General features: G+C 58.7%; 15 protein-coding genes. 8 read left to right on the top strand and 7 right to left on the bottom strand.

Annotation, left to right across the window (positions count from 1 at the left end):
• Nucleotides 1-168 precede the first annotated feature (168 nt).
• On the bottom strand, nt 169-1,209 hold the full coding sequence (locus tag M2433_RS19415; protein ID WP_429056309.1) for an aldo/keto reductase: 1,041 nt from the start codon (nt 1,207-1,209) through the stop codon (nt 169-171).
• A gap of 219 nt (nt 1,210-1,428) precedes the next feature.
• On the opposite strand from M2433_RS19415, the gene M2433_RS19410 reads away from it, so the two are divergent.
• Both M2433_RS19410 and M2433_RS19405 read left to right on the top strand, forming a co-directional pair.
• Nucleotides 1,429-2,976 (top strand): methyl-accepting chemotaxis protein, encoded by a 1,548-nt coding sequence (locus M2433_RS19410; protein WP_429056308.1) that lies wholly within the window; start codon nt 1,429-1,431, stop codon nt 2,974-2,976.
• Nucleotides 2,977-3,101: 125 nt separating this feature from the next.
• A complete protein-coding gene (locus tag M2433_RS19405; protein ID WP_429056306.1) occupies nt 3,102-3,356 on the top strand; it encodes a hypothetical protein in 255 nt (84 codons plus the stop codon).
• A 107-nt stretch (nt 3,357-3,463) separates the two neighbouring features.
• Here M2433_RS19405 and M2433_RS19400 read toward each other — a convergent pair whose 3' ends face one another.
• Both M2433_RS19400 and yghU read right to left on the bottom strand, forming a co-directional pair.
• On the bottom strand, nt 3,464-3,796 hold the full coding sequence (locus M2433_RS19400; protein ID WP_059312547.1) for a glycine zipper domain-containing protein: 333 nt from the start codon (nt 3,794-3,796) through the stop codon (nt 3,464-3,466).
• Nucleotides 3,797-3,951: 155 nt separating this feature from the next.
• Nucleotides 3,952-4,818 (bottom strand): glutathione-dependent disulfide-bond oxidoreductase, encoded by an 867-nt coding sequence (gene yghU, locus M2433_RS19395; RefSeq protein ID WP_059312546.1) that lies wholly within the window; start codon nt 4,816-4,818, stop codon nt 3,952-3,954.
• A gap of 245 nt (nt 4,819-5,063) precedes the next feature.
• On the opposite strand from yghU, the gene M2433_RS19390 reads away from it, so the two are divergent.
• The 5 genes from M2433_RS19390 to M2433_RS19370 are packed head-to-tail and all read left to right on the top strand — an operon-like array spanning nt 5,064 to nt 10,446.
• Entirely contained in the window at nt 5,064-6,653 is a 1,590-nt protein-coding gene (locus M2433_RS19390; RefSeq protein ID WP_429056304.1) for an ABC transporter substrate-binding protein, read from the top strand.
• 45 nt (nt 6,654-6,698) lie between these two features.
• Nucleotides 6,699-7,652, top strand: coding sequence for an ABC transporter permease (locus M2433_RS19385; RefSeq protein ID WP_429056302.1), 954 nt, complete (start codon nt 6,699-6,701; stop codon nt 7,650-7,652).
• A gap of 4 nt (nt 7,653-7,656) precedes the next feature.
• Entirely contained in the window at nt 7,657-8,502 is an 846-nt protein-coding gene (locus M2433_RS19380; RefSeq protein WP_429056300.1) for an ABC transporter permease, read from the top strand.
• A complete protein-coding gene (locus M2433_RS19375) occupies nt 8,495-9,472 on the top strand; it encodes an ABC transporter ATP-binding protein (RefSeq protein WP_429056298.1) in 978 nt (325 codons plus the stop codon). The genes M2433_RS19380 and M2433_RS19375 overlap by 8 nt, the downstream gene beginning before the upstream one ends.
• A complete protein-coding gene (locus tag M2433_RS19370) occupies nt 9,469-10,446 on the top strand; it encodes an ABC transporter ATP-binding protein (protein ID WP_429056296.1) in 978 nt (325 codons plus the stop codon). Before M2433_RS19375 ends, M2433_RS19370 begins: the two co-directional genes overlap by 4 nt.
• A 106-nt stretch (nt 10,447-10,552) precedes the next feature.
• Here the strand turns inward: M2433_RS19370 and M2433_RS19365 are convergent, their stop codons facing one another.
• Entirely contained in the window at nt 10,553-11,101 is a 549-nt protein-coding gene (locus tag M2433_RS19365; RefSeq protein ID WP_429056294.1) for a DsbA family protein, read from the bottom strand.
• Between the two features lie 152 nt (nt 11,102-11,253).
• Between M2433_RS19365 and gss the strand changes: the two genes are divergently transcribed.
• The gene (gene gss / locus M2433_RS19360) at nt 11,254-13,116 is read left to right on the top strand and encodes a bifunctional glutathionylspermidine amidase/synthase (protein WP_429056292.1); all 1,863 of its coding nucleotides are present in this window, start codon (nt 11,254-11,256) and stop codon (nt 13,114-13,116) included.
• 52 nt (nt 13,117-13,168) lie between these two features.
• Here the strand turns inward: gss and pgaD are convergent, their stop codons facing one another.
• Genes pgaD through pgaB form a run of 3 tightly spaced genes read right to left on the bottom strand, consistent with a single transcriptional unit; the run spans nt 13,169 to nt 16,861 of the window.
• Nucleotides 13,169-13,603, bottom strand: coding sequence for a poly-beta-1,6-N-acetyl-D-glucosamine biosynthesis protein PgaD (gene pgaD, locus M2433_RS19355; RefSeq protein WP_047347861.1), 435 nt, complete (start codon nt 13,601-13,603; stop codon nt 13,169-13,171).
• A complete protein-coding gene (gene pgaC / locus M2433_RS19350; protein WP_429056290.1) occupies nt 13,600-14,931 on the bottom strand; it encodes a poly-beta-1,6-N-acetyl-D-glucosamine synthase in 1,332 nt (443 codons plus the stop codon). The genes pgaD and pgaC overlap by 4 nt, the downstream gene beginning before the upstream one ends.
• Complete coding sequence (gene pgaB / locus M2433_RS19345; protein ID WP_429056288.1) at nt 14,924-16,861, bottom strand: poly-beta-1,6-N-acetyl-D-glucosamine N-deacetylase PgaB; 1,938 nt, start codon at nt 16,859-16,861, stop codon at nt 14,924-14,926. Before pgaB ends, pgaC begins: the two co-directional genes overlap by 8 nt.
• Between the last annotated feature and the right edge of the window lie 2 nt (nt 16,862-16,863).

Here is a 16,863-nt window from a genome sequence, read left to right as displayed (position 1 = left end):
GGGCATAAGCGACTCCATAAACGGGTTCTTATGCCTTAGTTGTAAGTGTCTACCATGTCCCCGAACAAGTGTTCACTATGTCCCCGGACCGTACATCCCCAAAGGGGAGAGGGGACCGCTCGGTGTGGCCTTTCTCCCTCTCCCTGTGGGAGAGGGCCGGGGTGAGGGTTATTTCTCCGACGACGCCTGCCACAGATTCAACTCCCCATCCGCAACGTGCTGATCAATCCGCTTGAGTTCGTCCTCCGTAAAGCGCAGGTTTTCCAGCGCCTGAACATTCTCTTCCAGCTGTTCCGGACGGCTTGCGCCGATTAGCACCGATGTTACGCGTTCATCCTTGAGCAGCCAGCTTAGCGCCATCTGCGCCATAGTCTGACCGCGCGCCAGCGCCATTTCACTCAGTAAACGCAGGCTGTTCAGGTTGGCGTCGGTCAGCATTTTTTCGTTCAGACCACGGACTTTCTTGCCTTCACGCTGCATGCGTGAATCTTCAGGAATACCGTTCAGGTATTTTCCGGTCAGCAGACCCTGGGCCAGGGGCGTAAACGCGATGCAGCCCGTACCGTTTTTCTCAAGCGTATCCAGCAGGCCGGTGTGATCCACCCAGCGGTTGAGCAGGTTATAGGATGGCTGATGAATTAGCAGCGGGATTTTCCACTCGCGAAGCAGGTCGGCCATTTTCTGCGTGCGCTCCGTTGAATAGGACGAAATCCCGACGTACAGCGCTTTCCCGCTCTGCACGGCGTGGGCCAGCGCAGCGGCAGTCTCTTCCATCGGCGTGTTTTCATCCACGCGGTGGGAGTAAAAAATATCTACGTACTCGACGCCCATACGCTTCAGGCTCTGGTCGAGGCTGGCGAGCAGATACTTACGCGAACCGCCCGAGCCGTACGGCCCCGGCCACATGTCGTAACCCGCCTTGGTGGAGATAATCAGCTCGTCGCGATACGCGGCAAAATCCTCGCGCAGCAGGCGCCCGAAATTCTCTTCCGCGCTGCCCGCCGGCGGGCCATAGTTATTGGCGAGATCGAAATGGGTAATGCCGAGGTCGAAAGCTTTGCGCAGCAGCGCGCGCTGGGCATCAAGAGGCTGGACGTGGCCGAAGCTGTGCCACAGTCCCAGCGACAGCGCGGGCAGGCGCAGACCGCTCTTTCCACAGTAGCGGTACTGCATATGTTCATAGCGGGTAGCGTCAGGGAACCAGGACATGATGTCTCCTTTTCTTATCGATAATTTTTTGAAACGTCGTTTTCATTCTGAACTTATCACATCACCAGGCGCGAAGATAATGGTTAACGGTGGCTGTGCGACCAGTGAAGCCACGCTAATTAAAAATGATCACAAAACGTTATAATTTCCCTGTTTCCTGCCGATAACGAGAGGAGTACTCGCCTCTGGGCGAATTCACCCTCACGGCAAGGAAGACTTATGAACATGCTCCGTAATTTCACGATCCGCTTCGTCATGCTGACGATTCTGGGGATCTTTTGTTTAATGTGGGCGGGCGTTGGCTTGTACAGCACCTGGTCCCTTTCTCGCGTTTCAGATGGCAATGAGGTGGACCGCCAGCTGGTTAAACAGATGACGGTACTCAGCCAGGGCAACGATCAGTATTTCCGCTTTGTGACCCGTCTGAGCCGCGCAATGGAAGTCAAAGCCGCAGGCGGCACGCCGGATCTGGCCTCTGCCCAGCAGGCGCTGGATAACATGGGCAAGAAACTGGCCGAGATGAAAGCGATCTCTCCAGGCCCGATGGATGAGCAGATCTCTTCCCGGGTGATTGGCACCTGGCAGGCGCTGCTTGAGCAGGGCGTCACGCCGCAAATGCAGCAGGCGAAGCAGGGGGCTCTGGAGGGTTACCGCCAGCAGGCCAACAATGTTACGCCGCCGCTGAGCCGCGCGTTCGGTGCGGCTGCTGAGGCGTTCAACAATGCTGCCGCGAAGTCCCTCGACAGCACCCGCGTGGTGGTGGACGGCCTGACCAGCATGACCCGCACGGTGATTATCGTCGCCACGATTATCGGCCTGATGATCCTGCTCTTTACCGACCGCTACCTGGTGGCGATGCTGGTCAAACCGCTTGACCGCATCCGTCAGCAGTTCCGCCAGATTGCCCAGGGCGATCTCAGCCAGCCCATTGAGCCGTTCGGCCGCAACTGCGTGGGACAGCTGGTGCCGCTGCTGAGCGCCATGCAGGACAGCCTGCGCGAAGCGGTCAGCACGATCCGCTCCGGCAGCGAGAATATCTGGCGCGGTGCGACGGAAATTTCCAGCGGTAACAACGATCTCTCTTCCCGTACCGAAGAGCAGGCGGCCGCGCTGGAAGAGACGGCGGCGAGCATGGAACAGTTGACCGCCACGGTGAAGCTGAACGCGGAAAGCGCGCGTCAGGCAAGCCAGCTGGCCGATGTGGCCTCAACCACCGCCAGCCGCGGCGGCTCGCTGGTGGAAGAGGTCGTGAGCACCATGAGCGGAATTTCGGAAAGCTCGAAGAAAATTGCTGAAATCACCAACGTGATCAACAGCATTGCCTTCCAGACCAATATTCTGGCGCTTAACGCGGCGGTTGAAGCGGCGCGCGCGGGCGAACAGGGTCGTGGTTTCGCGGTAGTGGCTGGTGAAGTTCGTAATCTGGCAAGCCGCAGCGCCAACGCGGCCAAAGAGATTGAGGGGCTGATTACCGATTCGGTTTCCCGCGTAGAGCAGGGGGCGAAGCTGGTGAGCGACACCGGCACCACCATGGATGCGATTTTGCGTGACGTGACGGAAGTGACGACCATTATGAAGCAAATAGCCTCGGCCTCTGAGGAGCAAAGTAAAGGGATTTCGCAGGTCGGAATTGCCATTACCCAGATGGACGGCGTTACGCAGCAAAACGCCTCGCTGGTGGAGGAGGTTTCCGCGGCGGCGGCGGCGCTGGAGCGGCAGACCGAAGATCTTCAGCGCTCGGTGCAGAAGTTCCGCCTGACGGCATAACGCAACGTGTTAAGGCCGCCCTGTGCGGCCTTGTATTATCAACGCCTTCCCCATTCAGCGGCGCTGAAACTGCTATTCTTTTGCTAACCCCTGACGTTCTGGGCTCTCTTCTACGAGGTGTTGCTATGAACAGATCGTTATCTTTTATCCCTGTCCTTTCTCTCATTTTTCTGACGCTGTTCTCGGTTTCCGCCAGCGCGACCCAGCAGGCGCAGGAACGGCGCGTGGCGCGTGATGTCAGGCAGGAAACCCGCGATGCGTCACGCCAGGTGAAGCAGACCTGCGTGGCGAACAATAACCAGAGTAATCACGACTGCCGTCAGGACAAGCGGCAAATAAAGCAGGCCGGCAGACAGAAAGCGCGGGACATTAAGTACTAATGCTGTTGACGAGAACCGTACAGGAATAAAGCGCTCTTGATAAGCGGAAAGGATGGCTGGAAGTGTTATTCATGCCGGGCTCGCAGAGCGCTGCCCGGCGATATCTGTCAGTGAGTCGCTTCACCAATCAGTGCGCCTGTACCCGCGCCGACTGCCGCACCTTTCAGCACGCTCTTCCCGGTTACCGCCGCAGCGCCCGCGCCCACGGCGGCCCCTACCGCGCCGCCCTTACGCGCGGCTTTACCCTTGTCACCATTTTTGAACATGGCACCGGTACCTGCGCCCACGACGGCGCCGCCAACGGTCGATTTCAGATCTTTGCCCGTGGCCGCGCCAATGGCAGCGCCCGCAACCGCGCCTGCGGCAGTTTTGTCGATGGCCATTCCCGAGGTGGAAAACATGAGGGCGCTGATAACCAGCGTAGTTTTAATCAGTTTCATAACAGATCCTTTGTGACTGCTGTCGGTTGAGACGTCATCTCTCTGCGTCTGACAGGAGAGAAACGGCCAGATAGTGCCAGCAACACCGGCCCAACCTTTAGGCTAATCATGCCTTGAGCAAGGATCTGCCGGGCGGCGAACCGCCCGGCCAGCCGTCAGGCCTGACGCTTATCTTCCGTATTCGTCTCGAAGTCGCTCGCCGCGTGGCGCTCGTGGAGTTGTTCGTTCAGCTCGCCGCTGGTGCGGTTAACGATGCGTCCGCGCTTGACGGCATGGCGGTTCGCCACGTCTTTCGCCCAGCGCTGAACGTGAGTGTACTTCTCTGCGTCGAGGAACTCGGCGGCGTTATAGACGCTGCCCAGCGCCACGCAGCCGAACCATGGCCAGATGGCGATATCCGCGATGGTGTACTCCTCACCCGCGACGTAACGACCGCGCGCCAGCTGTTTATCCAGCACGTCGAACAGGCGTTTGGCTTCCATGGTGAAGCGGTCAATCGCGTACTCGATTTTCACCGGGGCGTAGTTGTAGAAGTGGCCAAAACCGCCGCCGAGGAACGGCGCCGCGCCCTGGAGCCAGAACAGCCAGTTCAGCGTCTCGGTGCGTCCCGCCGGATCTTTCGGCAGGAAGTGACCGAACTTCTCTGCCAGATAGAGCAGGATATTGCCGGATTCAAATACGCGCGTTGGCGGAGTCGTGGAGTAGTCGCGAAGTGCCGGTATTTTCGAGTTCGGGTTCACGTCAACAAAGCCGCTGGAGAACTGGTCGCCCTCGCCGATGCGGATCAACCACGCGTCGTACTCCGCGCCCGTCACGCCCAGCGCCAGCAGCTCTTCGAGCATAATCGTCACTTTCTGGCCGTTGGGTGTCCCCAGCGAGTAGAGCTGCAGCGGGTGAGAGCCGACAGGAAGATCTTTCTCATGCGTTGCGCCGGAAATCGGACGGTTGATGTTGGCGAACGCGCCGCCGCCGTTTTTATTCCATTCCCATACTTTTGGTGGCTGATACGTGTTGTCTGACATGTTGGCCTGCCTTTTTAGTGATGTGTTGAGGCAGTGTAGCAGGAGATTTGTGAACCGTTTAACGTTGTGAGCGCAAGCAATTAACCGCTATTCCTTCTGGCGCTTATATATATCAAATCCGGCATAAGCTTAATCGAAAATCGCATTTTCATAATTAATGCGTAAACGGATAAAGCTGCATATGATGCTTCAACATAAATAAAAGATGCAGTAATAAACACTTTATAAGGCAAGGAGTTAGTGAGATGCGCAAGCTTCTGTTATCGGCAGTGGTCGTTTCGCTCGCGTTAGGCCTGGCGGGCTGTGATGATGCAAAAAATAAAGAGACAAATACGTCCCCGGCGGCAAAAAGCGATGCGCCGAAAGAGGGCGGTTCGCTGATTATCGGTATTACCTCCGGCGACCCATTAGCCGTTAATCCGCTCTATGCCAGTGACCGCACAACGTTAACGATCATGCAGGCGCTTTATGCCCCGCTGTACAGCTTTAATAACGGCAACATTGAGTGGGGCCTGGCGGAAAGCCTGACGCCGTCTGCCGACAACCTGAGCTACACCCTGACGTTAAAACCCAACCTGAAATGGCAGGACGGACAGCCGCTGACGGCGGACGACGTGGTCTTTACGTTCAACAAGCTGCTGGATGCCAAACAGCACAGCTTCTTCCGCAGCATGTTCACCTACGGCGATAAGCCGGTACAGGTGAGCAAGGTTGACGACCGCACCGTTAAATTCACATTACCGCAGGTTAGCGCCGCCTTTACCGGAACCCTGGTGCAGATCTACCCGATCCCGCAGCACGTGTTCGCCGGTGAAGGCGATCTGGAAAAGAGCACCAAAAACGATGCGCCGGTCGGCTCCGGGCCGTTCAAATTTAAAGAGTACCGCGCCGGGCAGTATTACGCCCTGACCCGTTTTGACGATTACTGGAACGGCAAAGCGAAGCTTGATTCAGTGACCTACCGTTTCGCCAAAGACAGTAACGCCGCCAACCTGGCGCTGCAAAACGGTGAAATCAACCTCAAGATGGTTGACCCGCAGGATGTGAACCGCCTGAAAAATACCGGTAAGTTCGACTTCGTGGTCTATCCGGAAGGTCGTCTGGCCTATATGACGTTCAACCAGAACGTGCCGGTGATGAAGAGCAAAGAACTGCGTCAGGCCATTGCTTACGCCATCAACAAGGACGAGCTGACCCAGACCGCGTTTACCTCGCTCGACTACGCCAAGCCGGCAACCTCGTTCCTGACGCCAGATACGCTTTACAAAACGGATGACGTCGAGCAGTACAAATTTGACCTGCAAAAAGCCAAAGATCTGCTGAAGGCGTCCGGCGCGCCGGAAAATCTCAAGCTGCGCCTGGCGTATGTAAACACCAACAAAACCCAGGAGAGCATGGCGCTCTACATTCAGCAGGCGCTGAAGGGCATTGGGGTGAACGTTGAGCTGATGCCGCTGGACTCCAACGCCATGTCTCAGCGCAGCCTCGACATGAACAACACCGCGTGGGAGCTGAACCTGGGCGGCTACATCATGGGGTCAGAGCCGGACGGTTACAAATCGCTGTTCATGAGCAACGAAGCCTATAACTACGCGCACTACAAAAATCCTCAGTTTGATGCCCTGTGGGATAAAGGCGCAGTGGAAACCGACGCCGCGAAACGTGCCGATATCTACAAGCAAATTCAGCAGACCGTGGCAAACGACATGACGTACTACCCGATCGCCTATACCAATGCGACCGTCGCGGTGGACAAGCGTTTCGGCGGCACCCAGGAAGCAGAGCCGAAACCGGTTTACCTGTTCCAGGATCTGTCAAAAATCTATCAGCAATAAGCGATTGCCCCGGCCGTCAGGCCGGGGCTTTGGTAAGGGCACGTCGTGAACACACTCCTCACGCGTCGGCTGCTGCAATTGCTGCCGATGCTTTTCTTCATTTCGCTGGTGGCGTTTTTGCTGGTCAAACTCGCGCCCGGCGATCCGGTGGCGGCGTACATTACGCCGCGTATGGCCCCGGAGGATATCGAACGTATTCGCCAGAGCCTGGGGCTGGATAAGCCGCTGGTCACGCAGTACATTCTGTGGCTGAAAAACGTCCTGCAGGGCGATCTCGGCTATTCGCTGATCTACCATCGTCCGGTGCTGGAGATGATCGGCGAACGCATTCCGGCCACGCTGGGGCTGATGGGCGCGTCGCTGCTGCTGGCGATCGTGCTGGCGATCCCGCTGGGCCTGCTGGCGGGGGCATTTAAGCACCGCTGGCTGGATCACCTGCTGAACCTGTTCGCCTATATCGGCATCTCGGTGCCGATTTTCTGGTTCGGTATTTTGCTCATCACCGTCTTTGCCGTGCAGCTTAACTGGTTTCCCAGCATGGGGATGCGCACCATCGGCATGGAGGACAACGGGCTGGATCTGCTGCGCCACGGCGTGCTGCCGTGCATTGCGCTCACGTTCTACAACCTCTCCAGCTACGTGCGCTACATCCGCTCCAACACCATTTCGCAGCTCTCCGCCGACTACGTGCAGACCCAGCTTGCCTACGGCGCGACGCGTTCCAGTATTCTGTTCCGCCACGTGCTAAAAAACGTGCTGCTGCCGGTGATAACCCTCTTCGGCCTGTCGTTCGGCGAGCTGATTGTGGGCGCTTATGTAACCGAGAGCGTCTTCTCCTGGCCGGGGATGGGGCTGCTCGGGATCCAGTCGATCGCCTCGCTGGACTATCCGCTGATCATGGCGATCATCATGCTTTCGTCGATGATGCTGATCGTCGGTAACCTGATCGCCGATGTGCTTTACCGCTTCGCCGATCCCCGCATTCGTACGCTGAGGTAACCGGATGAGCAGACGCTGGCAGCAGGTTCGTCACCAGCTGCGCCGCAACCGTCCGGCGCAGTTCTCTCTGTTTGTACTTTTTATTTTCGTTGTCGCCGCGCTCTGTGCGGGATTAAGCCCGTACGATCCGGATCGGATGGCGCTCGGCGCGCGCACGCTACCGCCGGATGCCGCGCACTGGTTCGGCACCGATGAATACGGGCGCGACTACTTCACCCGCGCGCTGTATGGCGGCCAGATCTCCCTGATGGTCGGTTTTCTCGCCATGCTCTTTTCCACGCTTATCGGCACGGTGGTGGGAACGGTGAGCGGCTATTTTGGCGGCTGGCTGGATAACCTGATGATGCGCGCCGTGGATATTCTGATGGCCATTCCGGCCTTCTTCCTGCTGCTGGTGGTGAATGCTTACCTCAAGCCGGGCGTGGATAACATCATCCTGATTATCAGCCTGCTGACGTGGATGAACATGTCGCGGCTGGTGCGTGCCGAAACGCTGTCGGTGAAAGAGCGCGAGTACGTGCTTTATTCCCGCGCGTCGGGAGCGCATCCGCTGCGCATTATCGTGCGCCACATCATTCCCGGCGTGCTGCCGACCATTATCGTGGCGGCCACGCTGAATATCGCCTCGGCCATCCTGATGGAATCAACGCTCAGCTTCTTAGGGCTGGGGGTGCAGGCACCCGCGGCGTCGTGGGGCAGCATGCTTAACAACGCGCAGTCTTATATTGGCGAAGCGTCGTGGCTGGCGATGTTCCCCGGCATTCTGATCCTGCTGACGGTGTTCAGCTTTAACGTGCTGGGCGATGTGTTCCGTACCGCCTTTGAACCGGGAGCGAATCGCGATGAGTAACTTGTTAGCGCTTGAGAACCTGCAAACCACGTTCCGCACCCGCGAGGGCGAAGTTCACGCGGTGCGCGGCGTGAGCTTTCAGGTTCAGCCGGGCGAACTCGTCGGTATCGTCGGCGAGTCGGGCTGCGGGAAAAGCGTCACCTGTAAGTCTATTATCCAGCTTCTGGGGAGCAACGGACGGATAACCGGCGGCAGCATCCGCTTCCAGAATGAGGACCTGGCGCAGAAAACCCCCGCGGAGATGCGCGCTATTCGCGGCAACGAGATTGCGATGATTTTTCAGGATCCGATGACCGCCCTGAACCCGGTGCTCACTATCGGCAAGCAGATGTCTGAGATCCTGGTGCGAAATAAAAAGCTGTCGAAAAAAGCGGCCAAAGCGACAGCAATAGCCATGCTTGAACAGGTGGGCATTGCCGAAGCGGAACGCCGGTACGACCAGTATCCGCACGAGTTCAGCGGCGGGATGCGTCAGCGGGTGATGATCGCCATTGCGCTCTCCTGCAATCCGAAGCTTCTTATTGCCGATGAGCCGACCACCGCGCTGGACGTGACCATTCAGGCGCAGATCCTGCGCCTGCTGAAAAGCCTGCAGCAGCAGACCCGGACCGCGATTTTACTGATCACCCACGATCTCGGCGTGGTGGCACAGGTCTGCAGCCGCGTGGTGGTGATGTACGGCGGGCTGGTGATGGAGGAGGGCAGCGTGGAGGACATTTTTTATCGCCCCGCGCATCCCTACACTCAAGGTCTGCTGGCCTCGCTGCCGCGGCCGGATGAGGTGAACCAGCGTTTATCGCCCATTGAAGGTTCGCCGCCTGGCCTGCTTAACCCGCCGCCGGGCTGCCCGTTCGCCGAACGCTGCCCGAAGCGCATGCTGCAGTGTGAGCGACAGCCCGCGTTTTATCCCACTGGCGAGGGCCATCGCGCCGCCTGCTGGCTATGGGCCGACAAGGAGATTCAGGCATGAGTGAACAACAGACGCCTTTAGTGAGCGTGCGCGATCTGCGCAAGCACTATCCGCTCAACGGCGGTTTGCTGCGTAAAGGCGTGGCCGTGAAGGCAGTTGATGGCGTGAGCTTTGATATCCAGCCCGGCGAGACGTTTGGCCTGGTGGGGGAGTCCGGCTGCGGAAAATCCACCCTCGGGCGCGCCATACTGCGCCTTTTCGATATTACCTCGGGCGAGATCCACTTCGCCGGGCAGGCGATCGCCCACGCCCGTGAAAAAGAGCTCAAGCCGCTGCGCAAGCGGATGCAGGCGATTTTTCAGGATCCTTATTCCTCGCTTAACCCCGGAATGACCGTGCGGCAGCTGGTGGCCGAGCCGATGCAGATCCACGGCTACAGCCGGGAAGCGCAGCAGGAGCGTACGGAAACGCTGCTCTATAAAGTTGGGCTGAAGCAGGAACACCTTGAACGGTTTCCGCACGAGTTCAGCGGCGGGCAGCGCCAGCGCATCAGTATTGCCCGCGCGTTGTCCGTGAATCCTGAATTTGTGCTGTGCGATGAGCCGCTCTCGGCGCTGGACGTCTCGGTGCAGGCGCAGGTGGTGAATATTCTGCAGGACCTGCAGCAGGAGCTGGGGCTAACCTATCTGTTTATCGCCCACGATCTCTCCATGGTGCGCCATATCTCCAGCCGCATTGGGGTGATGTATCTCGGCAAACTGGTAGAGGTGGCCCCGGCGAATGAGCTGTATCAGCGTCCGGCGCACCCTTACACCCGCGCGCTGCTGGCGGCGGTTCCTCAGCCCGATCCGCGCATCCGCAATCTCGAAGACGCCACCCTGCGCGGCGATATTCCAGGCCCCACGTCCGCGCTGCAGGGCTGTAAGTTCTGCAGCCGCTGCCCGCACGCCATGCCGGTTTGCCAGACGCAGGAGCCAGCCATGCAGGAGATTGCGCCAGGACATTTCGCGGCGTGCTGGTTGTTTAAGATGTGAGCCTTAAACGTGTCGGGTGGCGCTTCGCTTACCCGACCTACAGGGGGCTGTGTTTCGTAGGCCGGGTAAGGCGAAGCCGCCACCCGGCATGAACGGCGGCACAACGCTATCCCAGCACCCGCTTCGCCCAAACCTCTACGTCATCGCCGCTGCCTAAATCCGCCTGCACAAGGCCGTTAACCATAAACGTCGGCGAGACGTGAATGCCGTTCTGGCGGGCGTATTTGCAGTGCCATTTGATCTCATTTTGCAGTTCCGGCCGGGCAAACGCGCCTGCAACCTGCACCCCACTGTAGCCCTCGATCCGGGCGATAATGTCGTCCGGCGTGGCCTGCATATTCGGGCCGCTGCAGTGGTCGGTAAATTCAAATTCTTCGCGATGGTCGGCCACCGCTTGCATCACTTTACGCGCGGCGGCTTTGCCGTCCGGCAGCGTGGATGCTGCCAGAATGCAGCGCACAATCACCCCGGAAAACAGGTGCCACGGCTGGGACTGTAAACGGATTTTGACCGTGACCTTGTCTTCCCCAACCTGTTCCAGAAACCCATTCAGCTTATTGAATGCCTTCACCGAGAAGGGGCAGGTTGGTTCCAGGAAGACTTCAAAGGTTCGCGGGCCGTGGCCCCATTCCAGCGCTTGCGCCTGTTCGCTCATGTTGACTCCTGATGTTGTGAATTTTAGTCATTGTTGCGACGAATAATTTGCCACGCAGGTGTATGATAAATCCACCTCTGTCAGGTTAATTACAACGTGCAGACGACGACAACCCCTCAAAAATTGCCGCCTGCCTGTTTTAGGTTGGATACATGCGTAAAGGAAAGTTAAGCAGTGATGCGCCATTCGGGACATTGTTAGGCTATGCGCCCGGCGGCGTGGCGATTTACTCTTCAAATTACGGCAGTCTGGACCCGCGAAAATACCCGGAAGACGCGGATTTCCGCAGCTATATCGGCAACGAATACATGGGCCACAAGTGGCAGTGCGTTGAGTTTGCCCGCCGTTTCCTGTTTCTCAACTATGGCGTCGTGTTTACCGACGTCGGCATGGCGTGGGAGATCTTCTCCCTGCGCTTTTTGCGCCAGGTGGTGAACGATAACATTCTGCCCCTTCAGGCCTTTGCCAACGGCTCGAAGCGCGCGCCGCGCGCCGGGGCGCTGCTGATCTGGCAAAAGGGCGGCGAGTTTCACGAAACCGGCCACGTGGCGGTGATCGCCCAGCTTCTGGACGATAAGGTGCGTATCGCCGAGCAGAACGTGATTCACTCCCCGCTGCCGCTCGGGCAGCAGTGGACGCGCGAGCTGCGTCTGAGCGTGGAGAACGGGTGTTATACCATCCATGACACCTTCAACGACACGGAGATCCTCGGCTGGATGATCCAGACCGACGACACGGAACACAGCATTCCCCAGCCGGAAATTGACGGTGAACTGCTGAAAATCAGCGGCGCGCGGCTGAAAAACAAACGTCAGTTCGACGGAAAATGGCTTAACGAAAATGACGCGCTGCAGCAGGCGTATATCCGCGCCAACGGCCATGTGATCAACAAAGATCCCTGCCAGTACTTCACCATTACCGAAAGCGCCGAGCAGGAGCTGATCAAGGCCACCAACGAGCTGCACCTGATGTACCTGCACGCCACGGACAAGGTGCTGAAAGACGACAGCCTGCTGGCGCTTTTCGACATCCCGAAAATCCTCTGGCCGCGCCTGCGCCTCTCCTGGCAGTGGCGTCGCCACCATATGATCACCGGTCGTATGGATTTCTGCATGGATGAGCGCGGGATTAAGGTTTACGAGTACAACGCGGACTCCGCTTCCTGCCATACCGAGGGCGGGCTGATTCTCGAAGAGTGGGTCAAAAACGGCTATCGCGGCAACGGGCATAACCCGGCGGAAGGCCTTCTGGCAGAGCTGACCGGCGCATGGAAGCACAGCCACGCGCGGCCGTTCGTTCACATCATGCAGGACAACGATGTCGAAGAGGACTATCACGCGCTCTTTATCCAGCGCTCTCTGCTGCAGGCCGGGTTTGAAACCAAAATTCTGCACGGGCTTGGCGCCCTGAGCTGGGATGCCGCCGGGCAGCTGATTGACGACGAAGGTCGCCACGTCAACTGCGTGTGGAAAACCTGGGCGTGGGAAACGGCGATTGAGCAGATCCGCGAGGTCAGCGAAACCGAATACGCCGCGGTGCCGATCCGCACCGGACACCCCGAGGGTGAGGTACGCCTGATTGACGTCCTGCTGCGCCCGGAAGTGCTGGTGTTTGAACCGCTGTGGACGGTGATTCCGGGCAACAAGGCGATCCTCCCGGTGCTGTGGCAGCTCTTCCCGAACCACCGTTATCTGCTCGATACCGATTTTGAGGTGAACGAGCTGCTGAAGCAGACCGGCTATGCCGTTAAGCCCATCGCCGGGCGCTGCGGCAGCAATATCGATCTCATCAGCGCCCAGGACGAACTGCTGGATAAATCCAGCGGCAGGTTTGTTGACCGCAAAAACATCTACCAGCAGCTGTGGTGCCTGCCAAAGGTCGACGGCAAGCACATTCAGGTTTGCACCTTTACCGTGGGCGGGAACTACGGCGGAACCTGCCTGCGCGGCGATGACTCGCTGGTGGTGAAGAAAGAGAGCGATATTGAACCGCTGATCGTGGTGAAGGATAAGTAACGCACACCCGCTACAGCAAAGCCCCCGCAGGACATCCTGCGGGGGCTTTTTATTACGGTTCTTCCTCTTCCAGCTGCTCGCTAATCTTCAGATCGATGATGCGGCCAATCTGGTCGTGGTACACGGTCAGCAGGTTGTACTGGCTCATCTCGGAGATGATCTGCGGTGAAACGTTAAAGCTGCGGGCCAGCTCCTCCTGGTGAAAATAGCCCGGCTGGCGCCGCCTCACGTGGGCGCGGCGGCGGTTGTACTGGTACCACAAAATCAGCAGCCAGCCGTTGAGCGCGGCGAACAGCAGGTAGATCAACACCGTATTAAAGGACGCAATAATTACGCCCCAGCGGTAGTCGCTCTCCTCGGTCAGCTGCATCCAGAGCCTGGCATACAGGAAAAACAGAAATCCTCCCCACGCCACCAGCGTTAACGCGGCATCGAAAAGACGTGGCATGAGCCGATGCTCGGTCAAAATTAAGGTATTTTCGTTCATTGCAGGCTTCCTTTTCCCCGGTCCGGACTGATCCAGCGCGCGCGGGCACGCTGGCGTTTAAGCATGACTTTTGGAAATGCGACGAGGGTGGTGAACAGGCCAATCATCCAGTACACCATCGGGAACCAGATCACCCAGAAAAGCGAGCTGGCCACGTTCCGCTCATAGCGCCGCTCGATGTACAGGCTGGCCAGGAACTGCAGCACGCACATCACGCCCAGCAGCAGCCCGGTAAACGCCGGGGGAAAGAGGCTCTCAACGATCAGGTTTTGGGGAAGAGGCGCGACATGGCTGATGATGAACAGCAGCACCGTCATCGCGTAGGCAAAGGCCCACAGCGTTGACAGCGCGTACTCCAGAAACAGCGGCCACATGCGGTGATGCTCCCAGCGCACAATCTTGCGCAGGTTGACGAGGAACACCTCCGCGCCCCCCTGGGCCCAGCGCAGGCGCTGTTTCCACAGGCCCTTGAGCGTCTCCGGCATCAAAATCCAGCACAGCGCTCGCGGCTCGAAAAAGATATCCCAGTGGCGCAGCTGGAGCTTCCAGCTGATGTCGATGTCCTCGGTGATCATATCCGGGCTCCAGTACCCGACGTCCGCCAGCGCCTGCCGGCGAAAGGCGGCGATGACGCCGGAGACGGTAAAGACCCGGCCATAGATCCGCTGCGTCCGCTTGATGAGCCCGATGATTGAAGAGAACTCGCCCACCTGAATGCGGCCAAGCAGCGTGGAACGCGTGCGAATGCGCGGATTGCCGGTCACCGCCCCGACGTGGGGATACTGAATCAGCGGAGCCACCAGATAAGCCGCGGTATCGCGATCGAGCAGCGCGTCGCCGTCAATGCAGACCAGCAGATCGCCCCGGGCCGCCGCCGCCCCGGCTTTGAGCGCCAGCGCTTTTCCCTGGTTTTCCGCGAGGTTAATCACCCGCAGGCGCGGCTGTTCCAGCGCCAGCGCCTGCAGCACCTGCGCGGTGTTGTCAGAAGAGCCGTCGTTGATGGCGATGACCTCTATATTTTCATACCGCTGATCCAGCGCGGCGCTGATGGTCTCCCTGGCGTTCCTTTCCTCATTGAAGCAGGGAATAAGGATGGAGATGAGCGGCTCGCCGGCGAGCGTCGGGGCGGGCGTGTCCTTATCCCACGACCAGTGCCGTTCAAGCTGAAACCAGAAGTAGAGCCCGCCAGTTATCCAGAGCACGGACATGAACAGCGGCCAGAAGAACACAAAATCCAGAATCAGCTCACCGGTAAAGAGGGCGGCCACGCCTAACGGCAACCCGAATACCAGACATAAAATTGAGAATGCGATAATGCGATCAGTCATTGTCAGGGTACCAGTACGAAGAAAATTCAGGCCTGATACGTGAAATATCAGGTTGGTTGTTGAGGAAGTCGTCGGGGTAGTAACCGTAATTTTTGACGCCGTTCAGCTGGAGCACGCGCATCCACTCTGCAAGCTGGCTATCGGAAACGGCGCGCTGCGGTTTCTGGTCCCAGTCCCTGGCCTGCAGCTCGAAAATGGTTTTATCGAGCGCGCCGGGCCGTGCGGCGACGGCGTTAACCAGGCGCGTCAGCCAGGCATTGCTCTCGTCGACCGGGACGGACTCCATCAGCGGCATGGCCATCGGCACCGTCCAGTCATACTCCGCCAGAAAGTCATCAAGATTCTGCGCAAACCACGCCTCGCTTTCGGGCTGCAGGATGGGTAAGGCGAACATATTGCGCGCGGTTTTAATTTGCGGGCCGCGGATGTGCTTCACCGCCAGGCTCAGGGCGTGGGTAAACCCGATAAGCCGCTGGCTCTTCTGGCGAGTCGTGTCCTGTCCGGCATCGTCCACGTCCGTCAGCACCGCGTCGTCATGGAACAGGATCCCGTTGAAGCTGGCATAGCGGGCCAGATCCTCATAGATTTCCGTCACCTGCTGGCGCACCTGCGGGTTCCACGGGGAGAGCCGGATATAGGGCTCGGTGGCGTCGCTTAACCGGCCGGTCTGACGATCCCGGCGCTGCACGCGCGGCAGGGAAGGATCGAGATCGAACGAGAGCACCGGCATCCACGCGAAGACTTTTACCCCCGCGCGGGTTTGCAGCTGCCAGGAGACAAAATTAAAAAGATCGGCCCGAACCGGCAAACGACGGTTCGGGAAATAGAGCGCCGTGATCCTGCCGTCGCCCTGCGGGTCGGCAAACGCCTGCAGGAAGACGTGGCTGATTTTCATGTCGTAGACCCGCTGGATCAGCCTGTTGATGTTTTGGGTCTGCTGGGCCGGATCGGGATCGTAAACGTAGTCAAGATCGACGTGCATCACGCGCACCGGCTCAGGCTCCTGAACCTGGCTGACCGTGCTGGCAAAGGTTTTGAGCGAGGGATTACCGGCAATCAGCAGACGGGGAATGCTGCCGAGATTGCGCACGTCACCCAGCCCGTCCTCAAGGGTAAAGGCCAGCTGATAGCCCTGCTTTTTGGCAATCGCGAGCGACGTGCCGTTTGCTGCACCATACGGCCAGACCCAGGCGCGCGGCGCCTTGCCGGTCACCTGGGTGATTTTTTCGGTCACTTTGCGAACGTCATCACCAATCCGCTGGTTAAACTGCGGGTCCGTTTCATAGCGGCCAGTGGCTTTATCATAAAAGCGATTGGCAATCGCCGGCTCGCGGCTGCCCTGCGGGTTGGCCGGAATGCCGTAATGCGAGGCCCAGGTATGCGAGCCGATCTCAATCAGCGGGGACCGGCTGAGCTCGCGCACCATGTCCCACGTTGCGAAGCGATCGCGGGGCGTCATCAGGCCGCCGAAGTTAACCTTTTGATCTGCCGGCGTATCCACCCAGCTGCCCACCGGCGCCCACAGCGCAGGCACGTTCCATGCCTGAAGCAGCGGCCAGACGCGGGTGTAAAAGCTGCTGTAGCCGTCGTCAAAGCTGAGCAAAACGGCCTTTGGCGGCAGCGTTTTTTTCCCGTCATGCGCATCGAGAATGTCCTGCACGCTGATGGCGTGATAGCCGTTGTGCACAAGCCAGCTTATCTGCTCGTTTAACGCGCTGGTGCGAACGGAGAGGTAGCGTTGATCGGCGGCATCATCCTCTACGTCGTGGTAGGCCAGGACCAGAAACTGGTTCGTCGGCCAGGGTTTGGTCGCCTCCAGCTGCGGCCGCGCTTTAGGCGCAATGAACGAGATCGCCTGCGCGCAGGCGCTCGCGCTGAGGCAGAGCCAGCCGAGGAGTATCAGGCTCACGGAAAGACGTGTGTTCAGCATAT

The organism is Enterobacter sp. AC1 (assembly GCF_050434705.1).
In the GTDB taxonomy this organism is placed as follows: domain Bacteria; phylum Pseudomonadota; class Gammaproteobacteria; order Enterobacterales; family Enterobacteriaceae; genus Enterobacter; species Enterobacter cloacae_L.
Note: the sequence above shows the minus strand (reverse complement) of the source record. Positions and strands in the feature narration are given on the sequence as shown.